8 protein-coding genes are annotated in these 12,341 nt (G+C 46.0%); 2 read left to right on the forward strand and 6 right to left on the reverse strand.

The genetic code is table 11. From position 1 onward, the window contains the following. Positions 1-20: 20 nt before the first annotated feature. From OJ16_RS14780 to hpfG, 3 genes are all read right to left on the reverse strand, one after another. Entirely contained in the window at positions 21-1,082 is a 1,062-nt protein-coding gene (locus tag OJ16_RS14780) for an aldose epimerase family protein (RefSeq protein ID WP_040992019.1), read from the reverse strand. Between the two features lie 107 nt (positions 1,083-1,189). Beyond that, positions 1,190-2,146 carry a (2S)-3-sulfopropanediol dehydratase activating enzyme gene (gene hpfH, locus OJ16_RS14785; RefSeq protein ID WP_040992020.1) on the reverse strand — a complete coding sequence of 319 codons (957 nt, stop codon included), beginning with the start codon at positions 2,144-2,146 and terminating at the stop codon, positions 1,190-1,192. A gap of 94 nt (positions 2,147-2,240) precedes the next feature. Next, positions 2,241-4,772 carry a (2S)-3-sulfopropanediol dehydratase gene (gene hpfG / locus OJ16_RS14790; protein ID WP_052810343.1) on the reverse strand — a complete coding sequence of 844 codons (2,532 nt, stop codon included), beginning with the start codon at positions 4,770-4,772 and terminating at the stop codon, positions 2,241-2,243. A gap of 466 nt (positions 4,773-5,238) precedes the next feature. Between hpfG and OJ16_RS14795 the strand changes: the two genes are divergently transcribed. Together OJ16_RS14795 and OJ16_RS14800 are read left to right on the forward strand one after the other, a co-directional pair. Then, positions 5,239-5,979: a sulfite exporter TauE/SafE family protein gene (locus OJ16_RS14795; RefSeq protein ID WP_040992021.1), complete on the forward strand. Its 741-nt coding sequence runs from the start codon at positions 5,239-5,241 to the stop codon at positions 5,977-5,979. A 326-nt stretch (positions 5,980-6,305) separates the two neighbouring features. Next, positions 6,306-6,668, forward strand: coding sequence for a hypothetical protein (locus OJ16_RS14800; RefSeq protein WP_040992022.1), 363 nt, complete (start codon positions 6,306-6,308; stop codon positions 6,666-6,668). Between the two features lie 742 nt (positions 6,669-7,410). On the opposite strand, the gene OJ16_RS14805 is transcribed toward OJ16_RS14800, so the two are convergent. The 3 genes from OJ16_RS14805 to OJ16_RS14815 form a co-directional block, all read right to left on the reverse strand. Further along, positions 7,411-8,493 (reverse strand): glycerol dehydrogenase, encoded by a 1,083-nt coding sequence (locus OJ16_RS14805; protein ID WP_040992023.1) that lies wholly within the window; start codon positions 8,491-8,493, stop codon positions 7,411-7,413. A 110-nt stretch (positions 8,494-8,603) separates the two neighbouring features. After that, entirely contained in the window at positions 8,604-10,226 is a 1,623-nt protein-coding gene (locus tag OJ16_RS14810) for a dihydroxyacetone kinase subunit DhaK (RefSeq protein ID WP_040992024.1), read from the reverse strand. Between the two features lie 79 nt (positions 10,227-10,305). Then, positions 10,306-12,312, reverse strand: a complete 2,007-nt coding sequence (locus tag OJ16_RS14815) for an alpha-glucosidase (protein ID WP_040992025.1) — start codon at positions 12,310-12,312, stop codon at positions 10,306-10,308. Between the last annotated feature and the right edge of the window lie 29 nt (positions 12,313-12,341).

Raw genomic sequence — 12,341 nt, forward strand, 5'->3', positions numbered from 1 at the left:
TGGCGGCGTTAGATCCGTGATTATTGAATCGAGAAACGGTGGATAGTTTTCTCTTCAAACACCTCACCAGGATTAAGACGCGTCGTTGGGAAATGCGCTTTGTTTGGACTGTCTGGGAAATGCTGCGTTTCTAAACACAGACCATGACACGATTCATAACGCTCACCATGACGGCCAACCCAGTGTTTATTGGATAATTTAAAACCGTTATAAAATTGTACCGCCGGTTGAGTGGTTAATACCGTCATCATACGACCTGAGTTAGCCTCGTATAATTCTGCGGCGTAATGGTATTCCCCTTCCGTTTTTGACCCATCAAGAATGTAGTTGTGATCAAAACCGCCAAGAGGCATGTTGACTTTATTTAGTTCAATTTTCGTCGTTTGCGTAAAATCGAGCGCCGTGCCTTTTACCGAAAGAATCTCACCCGTTGGGATCGATGTTTCAGTCACTGGCGTGTAAAACTGAGCAAAAAGTTTGAGTTCGTGGTTATCTACCGTACCTGAATCATGCCCACCTAAGTTGTAATAACTGTGATTGACTAAGTTAACCACCGTTGGCTTATCGGTGGTGGCTTTGAAGTTATAATGAACTTGGTTCATTTCATCCAAACCGATCGTATGCATGACCTGAAGAGTGCCGCCGTACCCCGACTCACCATCTGGCGAAATACGGCTAAGGTGAAGATAAATCGCCTCGTCTTGCTCTTCAATCGCAAAATCCCACACGTATTTATCAAAGCCTTTTGCGCCACCATGCAAATGTTGCATCGTCGCCACTTCGTTCATTTCTAACTGGAAGGTTTCGCCATCTAATTGGTAGCAACCCTTTTCAATTCGGTTCGCGTATCGTCCGGCAACGGCACCGAAAAATGGATGCCCACCGAGGTATTTATCTAAACACTCATAACCCAGCACCACATCAGCAACCTTTCCGTCACGGTCAGGCACTTCAATCGATGTCACAATACCGCCATAGTTGGTCGCTTTAAGCACCATGCCTTGACTGTTTTCCAGCGTAAACAGTTTAACCGGCATTGCTTTCCCTTCAATTTGGCCCCAGTTCTCAATCTTCAGTTTCACGTTGTTGCCTCTTATCTATTATTATATTGGGTTGCTTAACCGCTTGATTAGTCGCTCAATTAGGTACTTGATTAGCCTGCGGTTAGGCGTCGGTTAACGCGCTATCTCTAAGCAACTTCTTGTTCTTTTGTGCCTACCGAGCAACGAATACCGCGCTGATTAAAATAGTCCGCAATACCATTCACCCGATCTTGAAATTCATGACGTTCAAAAACGAGATCTTTCATTTTGTAAGGCAAGCCTAAAGACTCGTACTTCTCTTCGCCTAAACGCATAAAACTCAACAATTGCAGCACATTCACACGGCCATTGAGTTCATGTTCAATAAAATCGGCGGTTGCCGCGATATTGTCATCGCTATCATTGATGCTTGGAATCACCGGTATTCTCAGAATCAGATCTTTACCTAATTCTGTCAGCGATTTGATGTTGTTCAGAATTTTGCGATTATCGACACCTGTATGCTTTTTATGCGCAGCACTATCCATAAACTTTATGTCTGAAATAAACAAATCGGTATAGGGCAAAACTTTCTCAATTCGATTCCAATTGGCGTAAAAGCTTGACTCTAAGCAAGTATGAATGCCCTCTTGCTTGCACGCTTTAAACAGCTCTAAGACGAAATTGCTTTGCAGCAAAGGCTCTCCGCCAGACACGGTCACGCCACCGCCTGAGCGGTCATAAAACCCGCGATCTTTTAAGATCAACGCCATGCAATCCTCAACCGACATCTCTTGTCCCCATTGCTTAATCGCTTCTGACGGGCACTCTTCAACGCAACTTAAGCAGCCCGTACACTGATGACGGTCTATTTTCTGTAGCATTGAGTCGGAATAAATCAGCATTTGGTTATCTGGGCACACCTCTCGGCACGAACCACAATGCTCGGTAGAAATACATTTGTTGTGAAAGACGCCCACCTCAATGCGGCGCTGAAAGCTTTCCGGGTTGCCACACCAATCACAGCGTAAAGGGCAACCTTTGAGAAAGATTTCGGTACGAATACCCGGCCCATCATGCAGGGTAAAACGCTGGATATTTAATACGATTCCTCGATCGGACACGGTACACCTCAATCCTTGTTTAAAACGCCAATACCCAAGCGGAACACTGACGTAACAATGCACGCCAGTGGAGGCTTGAGTATGGTTGTTTTAGTTAAAACCGAAGTTCTGTACGTTGAATTAAGTCATCTTGTAGCGGTTTGCCGAGTTCAACAAAGTACGCACTGTATCCGGCAACACGAACCAGCATATCTCGATACTGTTCTGGGTTTTGTTGCGCAGCGCGCATTTTTTCAGAGCTCATGATATTGAACTGAACGTGCATGCCTTGCTTACCGATATACTCATCGACAAAACTCAACAAAATATCGCGCCCTTCAACACCGGACACGGCATCTTCTGGGAAACGTAAGTTTAGCAATGTGCCGTTGGTCGCCAAGCTATGGTCTACCTTCGTCACTGAGTTAATCACCGCGGTTGGGCCATTGATATCATGTGATCCACCTGCAGTGTGTACTGGGCCCATATTGTCAGAGATAGGCTCTCCGTTTTTGCGACCATCAAGAGAGGCGTTGGTGTATAAGCCCATACCCACATTGGCATTCACCGTATAAACACCCGGGCTAAACTTACCACCACGTGGGTTTTCACGGCCTTTAATATGACGGCAGTAACACTCAAACATAAACGAGAACAACGCGTCAGCTTCATCAATATCATTGCCATAGTGCGGGATCTTAGAGCTGTTGACTAACGCGTACAGTTTTTGATGCCCTTCCCAGTTATCTTTCACCGCTTCAAGCAGTTCTTTGCCCGTGTATTTTTTATCGTCAAAGACTAACTTTTTGATGCTGGCTAACGAATCAGCACAGCTTGCCATGCCCGCGGCTTGCGGGGCAGTGCCATTATATTTCGCGCCACCGGCCGTCATGTCTTTGCCTGACTCAATACACCCTTCAAAGAAAGCGGAAATGTACGGCGTCGGTTTGATCATGCGGTGCATTTTATCCGTGGTATTTAGGCAGCTGCATAGTTGGTCACACCAATACGCAAATTGCTTATCGACACTTTCAAGAATCTCTTCAAACGACTGGTAGGTTTCAAGGCTGCCCGTATCAGGACCAAGCTGCATTCCCGCATTCGGGCCAGACAGAATACGGCCGCCGTTAATCACCATCTCCATCATTTTAACGGTATTCACATAACCGGCATCTAACCAACCATGCTCTTTGCCCGGAATCGTCGGTTCAACACAACCAACAACGGCATAATCACGCGCTTCTTCGAGTGTCACGCCCTTGCTTAACATCGCTTTAATTGCCGGGCCGTCGTTAAATAATTTTGGATGCCCGTAACCGGCACGAATACATTCGATGGTTTTTAGCTTTAGCTCGCGTGGCGTTTTATCGTGTAAACGCACGCATAACCAAGGGTTCATCATGCGCGTATGCACCGATGCCTCAAGCATTAACATGGTCAGGTCATTTGTGGCGTCATTGCCGTTGGTATCAACGCCACCAATCGTCAAACTTTCGCCACCAAAACCACGACCATTACGCACTTTCACCGTGCCTTTGTCTTTGAGTTTGGTTGGGTTATTCATCTTGACGTAAAGCACTTCAAGAATTTCCAATACAAACGCTTTAGAGACGCCGTTATCTTTCACGTCTTTGTTGTAGAACGGCAGCATCCATTGGTCCATACGACCGTAAGAAATCGAGTGGCCATTGCCCTCAATTTGCGTCATCGTAACGGCAAAACTGAATAACTGTGCGGCTTGCCAAAATGTTTGTGGTGCGCCACCCGCAATTTGGAAACAGTTGGCAGACATGGCCTGCAGCTCTTGCTTACGCTTTTCATCGGTTTCAGCAAACGCCATATCTTCCGCAAGCAGCGCATAGCGAGTGATGTATTGCGTTGCAGCTTCTAACGTAATGATGGTCGCTTTGTAGTAATCGCGTTTTTCGCTGTAATCTGGATCTTTTTTCGTGAGTGTCGAAAAAGCCTCTTTTGCTTGTTGCAAGACGCCTTGGTAACCCAACGTCATCAGCTTTTTGAAATCCATCGCGAAGTGACCAATACCCGCAAAGTGGTAGTTGTTGGTCTGGAAGACTTTCTCGCCCATATGAGACCCTTTCTTTTGGTCTTCATCGAGGTTCGCGGTGATAAATTCGTTGGCGCTTTTGCCTTTCCAATATTCACACAGCTCTAAGATTTCTGCGCGATCTTGTTCGTTACGAATATAAAATTGATCGTTTGGACGCTCTTCAAACGGGGCGTTTAAAATTTCGTCGATGATCCAATCAACTGAAAACTCTGGGTAAATCGGTGACGCTTTTGCGGGTGCGGCAATTTCACCTAAAATCAAATCCTGTTCATAGATATGGAGTGTGCTGTTAAGCAAGATGTTTTGAAACGCCGTCGCACATTGCAATATACGAGGCATGGTCTCGTTATTACGATACGCTTCGGTCACCAATCGCAATCTTTCAACATCAATATCATAAGAACGATCTAAAAAGGTTTGACGCAGGTAGTTAACACGTGGAAACGGAGACCAATCTGCATGACCCACTTCGTAGCCTAGGCCATACACCTTATCAACGGCTTCAGTACCTATCGCATCAGTGTGTGTCGTTGTCTCTAATTCCAACAAGTTCTCTTTGTCTGCTTGGAAGTTTTCCATCGCTAACCTCATAAAATAAATAATCAAAATGCCAATGCTCGCATCTATTTTCATCGATTTACGTCACATAGATATACGTCACGTCGATATGAGAAAAAATTCAAGCATTGGTATTTTGACTACACCCTAATAACGTGAAGATGCAGGTCGGCGACGAGCGAGCCAAACCTGCGAACATAGCCTCTGATCATTGCCCCTAAGCATTGCCTTTTAGCACAGAGACGCTGTGTGATGAGGCTTGAAAGTGCCAGTCAACACCGCAGTAACTTCAAGTAGAACGGGTATAAATGGTAAAGCCATAAATAAGAGGCTTCATTATACGAAAAAGCGCAAATTCAACTGGGAGGATGGTCACAAAGCGAAATCATATAGACATAAAACAACAAAATGTGACACGCGCAGTGGTAATTAATTATAAAGATCTTATAGTAATGCGACATTCACTAAGCGCTATAGAATAGGAAATATGGATACCACGTTAATACTTATTTCAATGATCATTGCCTTGGCTGGCTTTACGCAAGGCCTGACGGGGTTTGGTTCTGCACTCGTCTCCGTTCCGCTGCTTTCGCTTATTGTGGGCGCTCAAACGGCGGTGCCTATTGCGGGTATTTTTGGCTGGTTGGTGACGTTACCAATTGTGTGGAAAATGCGACATTCCATCGAACGTCAAACGGGTCTTATCCTTTTTGCAGGTTCAGTTCCGGCTTCTTTTGTAGGGGCGAAACTGCTGGCAAGCATGCCATCTCAATACATTTTGCTGACCATGGGTGCGGTGTTGATCATTTCAAGTCTTCACTCACTGCGCGCCACTAAGCCATTGTTTAAACAAGCTTCAATGCCATTAACATTGGGCGCAGGCTTTACCTCAGGTGTGCTGGGTGCGAGCGTTGGTGAATCAGGTCCACCAGTGATTGCCTACACATCCATGCAGCCATGGACTGCCGACCAAACTAAATCAACATTGGCATTTTTCTTCATGCTACAGATGATTGGTGCTAACGTCAGTTTCTGGAATGAAGGGTTGATTACTGAAGAAGTTGTATCGCATGTTCTTTCTGCATTACCTGCGTTCGCTATCGGTCTTGCTGGCGGTATGATCGGCTATCACTTCCTACAGAAGTACAAAATCGATTACCACAAAATCGTCCACAGTTTCTTATTGGTGATGGGCTTTATGCTCGTGTTCAAAAATGTAAGTTTTTAGACATTCTGACGACACAGTGAATTAAAAACGAAACGGTAGCGCCAAGCTGCCGTTTTTTATTTCTTTCTCTTCTGGTTTCCCTCTCCGCTCCCCCCGACAATTCCACACTTTTCCGCTCCGAGGTTACCTCGCTTAGCTCGATAACCGACTGACCGTTTGATCCTATGCCTGCCCCTGCAAGAAACACTAAAAAACTCTGTCAGTCTGCACCAAAAATGAGTAATCAATAATGTTTGTATTACCCAGTTCATAGGTATATATTTCGCGCTCAAAAATTTCCGTCTGCGTAAAAATGACGCGGTATGTTGTATTAATAGTAAGCATTCATGTTCAAGAAAATTATCATCTCCATTCTTTTATTCACTACAATCACCGCCTGCACAACAAACCAAGAACTTTACACTGGTGATGACGACGAGGAGTTTAGTACTTTCAACACAATTGCTTTACCCATTGTAATCGTTGGTGTAGTTGCAGTGGCGGTTATCGTCATCGCTGGAGCATCACAAAGCGGTAGCGGCAGTTCTTCGTCTGATTATGTGTATTGTAAAGGTAACTACTGCCACCAAGCTGCCGCTTGGGATTACCTGCCTGGTAATGCTCAATACAGATGCCGAAACACCGAGAATGGTCAATTTGTTAGCAATTATTATTGCAGCGGACAATACAAACAAGATAACTGGTACTAACCAATAGCGCTTGTCCCTATAACGCCGTCGCTCCCCAGCTAGCCCCTATCGCAAATAACCCAAGTGCTCCTACCTACTAGGAAAAATGCAGGACGCATTTTTAGGTTTTCGGTGTCGGGAACACCTAAAACCGACCGAACAACGACTACCGACCCAAAGCGCCTTTCTGATGACTCTTTGGCAAGACAAAGAGTCATTGGACCGCTGATGAAAAGGCTTAAGGAATGCGCATAAGTATTAAGCGGGACAAACTTCGGGGCAGAACTTCGTTCAAACTTTTGCCATCTAAAAGAAGCGTCCAATTAACCCAAGATAAATACCACTCGAGGCAAAAATGCAGGACGCATTTTTAGGTTTTCGGCGTCGGGAACGCCTAAAAGCGGCCGGACAACGACTACCGAACCAAAGCGCCTTTCTGATGACTCTTTGGCAAGACAAAGAGTCATTGGACCGCTGATGAAAAGGCTTAATGAATGCGCATAAGCAATAAGCGGGACATACTTCGGGGCAGAACTTCGTTCAAACTTTTACCATCTAAAAGAAGCGTCCAATTAACCCAAGATAAATACCACTCGAGGCAAAGAATCATGGGACCGCTTATGGATAGCCTGATGAGATGCACATAAGCAATAAGCGGGACAAACCCATTCATCATGCTTACCCACCAGCCACCCAAAACTCAAACTACACCCCAAAAAAAAAGCGGCTTTCAAAGAAAGCCGCTTAATACGATGAGGATAAATTATAGACCCAAGTTATGCGCCGTTAGAATTGCCGCATAAACAGACTTCGCTGTTACTGGGAATGGCATGTTATGAATCGTTTCACCTTCAGCACATGATGCCGCAGCCACTTCCATCAGTTTTTCATGGTTTAGCTCTTTCACGCCCATTTGATGTAGGTTCGTTGGTAGACCCACTGAACGGCAGAAGTTCAGTACTTCATCAATTTCTGCTTTCGGAGCGTTCTCTAGAACCAATTGCGTTAGCGTACCAAACGCAACTTTTTCACCGTGTAGCAGGTGGTGACATTCTTCAAGCTTCGTTAGACCATTGTGGATAGCGTGAGCAGCCGCAAGACCTGAACTTTCAAAACCGATACCTGAAAGGTAAGTGTTTGCTTCGATGATGTTTTCAACCGCTTTCGTTGACACACCATTTTCTACTGCTGCTTTTGCTTTTACGCCATCAGCGATCAGTGTTTCATAACATAGCTTCGCAAGTGCTTGAGCAGAACGCGTTGGCGCGCCACCCGCCATAGTTGCTTTACCAGAAAGACCGTTTGCACGCGCTTCAAAATACGTTGAAAGTGCATCGCCCATACCCGCCACTAAAGTGCGAACTGGCGCTGCTGCGATGATGCCCGTGTCCATGATGACCATATTTGGGTTCGATGGGAACAGTAGGTACTCGCTGAATTCGCCTTCCGGTGTGTAGATAACCGCAAGCGCAGACGTTGGTGCATCTGTTGAAGCAATCGTTGGGACGATAACCACAGGTACTTTTGCGTAGTAAGCAACCGCTTTCGCTGTATCTAGAGTTTTGCCGCCACCGAAGCCGATGATGACATCGTTGCCTTGTTGTGCGCGTACGTCGATAAGACGATCAATCTCAACGCGAGAACATTCGCCGCCAAATACATCAAAGTTAACCGCTAGACCTTCGCCAACAATGCTGGTTTCAGCACGGTCACGCACCAAGCCCATAACGAAATCGTCAGCAATCGCGAGTGGATTTTTGCCAAATACCGATACGTATTTACCGATATTATCTAGAGAACCTTCACCTTGAATGTATTTGCTTGGAGAGATGATGATGTTATCCATGATGGAATCCTTTTTATTTATTCTGTTTCACGTTATTTAAGGGGTCACTCTACGGTGCCCCTTCTGAAATTTTTTATCGCATACTCATCAGAGCATGAAATCTGGGCAACTTAGAACTGGCTAAATACCGTTTCAACAGCAAACGCGCCTGGATCTTTCGTGCCAGATAGGCTGTCGCTGTTCAGGTAAGAAGAACGACCCGCTTTCGCACTTGTCATTGTTACCGTCGATTCAGCACCTGCTTTTGCTGCCGTGATTGCCGCATTAAAGCCTTCTTGCGCCCAAGCCTCTAGAGCAGGATGCAGTGCATCGATCATGGTACGGTCGCCAGGTTTCGCGCCGCCGTATGCCATCATTTGACCTAGGCCAGCTTGCAATGCTTGAGGCAGTGAACCATTTTGCTCAAAATCGCGACCTGCAGCCGTGAACATGATGGACAGAAGAACACCTGAAGAACCACCCATTACCGACGTTAAGCAATCGGCAATCGTCGTCATCAATTTCGCTTTGTCTTGCAGTGGTAGTTGCTTCGCTTCAAGTTGTGCCAGTACCTTACGAGCACCCGCCGCGAATGTAGAACCGGTATCACCGTCACCCACGATGGAATCTAAATGGTTCAATTCCGCTTCGATATCGATAATTGCATGACATACTTTGCTCAGAACCAATGCCGTTTCTTCATCGTGTGATGGCGTAAACGTGTTTTTAGCAATTTGGTTTTGGCACTTAGTCACTGGTACTTCACGACGCGCAACGGCACCAGGCCACGCAGCGGTTTCAACTGGTGAAGTCAGCGCTTTCACGATTTCATCTGTCAGTTGGATAACGGAGATCGAGAAGCCTTTCATATCGATCGCCGTCATCAATGCGCCGCTAACGATCAATTGTGTGTTTTGACCCAATTCCGATTCCATCACCTCTTTCGCGACGATATTCATCTCGATTGGAGATAGGCCGCCAAGGTTATTCAACAGAATCGCGTTGTTCGTGGTTGGTTTCGCTCCCAGCAGTTTGCTTACCATCGTCGTCACAAGATCTTTTGCTTTTGGCAGATCGATCGTTTCGATACCCGCTTCGCCGTGAATACCAAGGCCAAGTTCCGCTTTACCTTGTGCAATACGATCGTTGCTTTCACCAGGTAGTGAACAGCTGGTTAGTGCCACACCGATAGACGCTGTTTTCGCATGGGCATCGAGCGCCGCGTGCTTCACTTCTTCTAGTGAGCCGCCGTTTTCAGCCACGTAGCCTGCTACTTTTTGTACAAATAATGTCCCTGCAATGCCACGAGGTTGAGGGTTACCAGGGATTGAGATGTCGTCGCCGACAACGATCAGATCAACCTTACGACCCATTTCTTTTGCTTTCTCAACAGCCAGACCAAAGTTTAAGCGGTCGCCGGTGTAGTTTTTGATGATCACAAGACAGCCTGCGTCACCCGTTACGTGTAAGATAGCGTTCAATACTGCATCCACACTTGGCGCAGCAAAAAGATCACCACAGACCGCTGCGGTTAACATGCCTTTGCCTACAAAACCTGCGTGTGCTGGCTCATGGCCAGAACCACCGCCACAAATCAAAGCCACTTTGTCTTTGTTCCAATCGTTACGCGCGACAACTTTGATGTCATTTTCAAAGTCTAAAAACGTTAGGTTTTCACGTGCTGCGGTGTAAAGCGTGCCTTTAATAGAGTCCATTACGAACGACTCTTTATTATTTAGAATTAGATCAGCCATAATTATTCCAGATTATTTTTCAAACGAATTTGTGAGGGGTGCCTTCTGAGTAGAAGGCACTCGTTATTGTTTTAATTCATTAAAATTGCTTAATTGCTGCCAAAAGTTCTGCATCTTGAGAATGCTTGCGGTAGAACACTGGTGGCTGACCAATTGGTGCATCCACGTTGATCCAACCGCCTGTGAACGTTTCGCCCGTCCAGACATGAACCCACTCGTCTTCTGGTAAGTAAAGCTCTTTAACCGTTTCGCCTTGGTTGTAGACAGGAGCGACCAAAAGGTCACGGCCAAACAAGTATTGGTATTGAATTTGGTACGCTTCGCTATCTTGCTCGTAGTGCATAAATAGTGGGCGCTGTACTGGCATACCTTTGGTTGCGTTCTCTTCTACCGCCGCCTTGATGTATGGCTTAAGGTGTTTGAAGATTTTTGTCATACGCGCTAGGTGAGCCATTGTTTCTGCGTCTGTATCGTACTGGTGGTTGTCACCCGGACGGTTACCTTCGTGGCTGCGCATGATTGGCGTAAACGCCGCCATTTCAGCCCAACGTTGGAATAGCTCTTTAGAACGTGTATTGCCATGCAGTGTGGTGTAGCCACCGATGTCACTGTGGCTAATGCCGTTACCCATTAGGCCAGCAGATAGCGCCGCAGGAATAACCGATGCTAAGCCATCATCTTTTTCCCAAATAACCGACTGGTCACCGGCCCAAAGCGCATGACAGTAACCTTGAATGCCCGTACCACCTGCGCGCATGAAGAACAGGATATCGTCTGTTTTACCCGCTTCTTCGATCGCTTCATGTTGTACTTTTGCCCAACGGTAAGGCCATTTATTGTGTTCAATTTCAGCACTTACACCGTTCGATAGTGAGCAATCTGTTGGCAAATATTCACCAAAGTCACCCATCCAACCATCAAGACCGAAATCGATCATATTGGTTTTAATTACGCCCTTGTACCATTCACACGCTTCTGGGTTAGTAAAGTCAACCACACCACAGTAGAACTCGCCAAAATCAACTACGTATTTTGAACCGTCTTCTTTTGTCGCTAGGTAGCCTTTTTCAAACGCTTCGTTGTACAGAGGGAAGTCTTCTAGTACGTATGGGTTGATGTAACCTAAGAAGCGAATGCCTTGTTCTTTCAGCTCATGAATTTTCGTGTCTAGCTCTGGGTAAAGCGCAGGGTTCCACTGCCAATCCCACTGTAGACGCTTACCAAAAGACGTCATCTTGATGCCTTGCCAGTCTTGGCACCATGCACCCGCAACTTCAATGCCTGCTTCTTTTGCTGCAGTCACTTTTTCTACGGTGATATCTGTACCACCTTGGATACCCAAGATCACACCGTTGTAAACCCAATCTGGCAACGCAGGTTGACGGCCGAATACGCCTGTGATGTTGGTCATCAATTCAGGGAATGACTCTTCAGCGTCAAGTAGTAGGTACTCAGGAATGTTCCAACATTGCAGTTCATGGTATTCCGCATGAGTAAAATCGAAATCTGCGTAAGCACGTGTCTCTAGGTGGCAGAAGTATTTTTTATCCGACACGAATGTTGGCTGTGGGTAGTTGGTGGTGTAGTAATCACCGCCCGCTTTATCATGCAGATCAGCCTGCCATGTTGTGTAAGTATTTTTGTTACGACCTACGCCTGGTTCTGAACTCCATAATGGGAAGTTTTTACCACGTAGATTCAAGTAACTTAGCTGCTCACCACAGCCGTAAACCGCTTCAGATTCTGTTGCAGCAACGCGGATCCAGAAACGGTTGTATTTCTCTTCAAGCGCCGTAAATTCAACTTTTAGACGTGTTTCAGCGGTTTCAAACATGCGCGCTTCAAGAACGGCTTTGCCTTCAAGTGCAAACGTCACGACGATGTCGTCTGAGTTTTCAGTGATCGTGAACGCTTTTAGCGGCAGACGCTCAGTCACATAATCACTAATATCGAAGTTGCCACGGTACATATCAAAAGTGCCTTGACCAATGCCTAGGTACAACGCTGGGCTAACTTCTGAGTGTTCAAATACTGTTCTGTTTTTATGGCTAATCGTAAAGCCAGTAGAGGTTTGGGCAAGTTTCATTCGGACAGCTTCCAAAATTGAGATAAAAT

The sequence above is a fragment of the Vibrio renipiscarius genome (assembly GCF_000827885.1).
Taxonomy (GTDB): domain Bacteria; phylum Pseudomonadota; class Gammaproteobacteria; order Enterobacterales; family Vibrionaceae; genus Vibrio; species Vibrio renipiscarius.

Excerpts from the sequence above, each read along its gene's own strand:
- hpfG (WP_052810343.1), bottom strand. The coding sequence starts at position 4,772 with ATGGAAAACTTCCAAGCAGACAAAGAGAACTTGTTGGAATTAGAGACA.
- OJ16_RS14795 (WP_040992021.1), top strand. The coding sequence starts at position 5,239 with ATGGATACCACGTTAATACTTATTTCAATGATCATTGCCTTGGCTGGC.
- OJ16_RS14800 (WP_040992022.1), top strand. The coding sequence starts at position 6,306 with ATGTTCAAGAAAATTATCATCTCCATTCTTTTATTCACTACAATCACC.
- OJ16_RS14805 (WP_040992023.1), bottom strand. The coding sequence starts at position 8,493 with ATGGATAACATCATCATCTCTCCAAGCAAATACATTCAAGGTGAAGGT.
- OJ16_RS14810 (WP_040992024.1), bottom strand. The coding sequence starts at position 10,226 with ATGGCTGATCTAATTCTAAATAATAAAGAGTCGTTCGTAATGGACTCT.
- OJ16_RS14815 (WP_040992025.1), bottom strand. The coding sequence starts at position 12,312 with ATGAAACTTGCCCAAACCTCTACTGGCTTTACGATTAGCCATAAAAAC.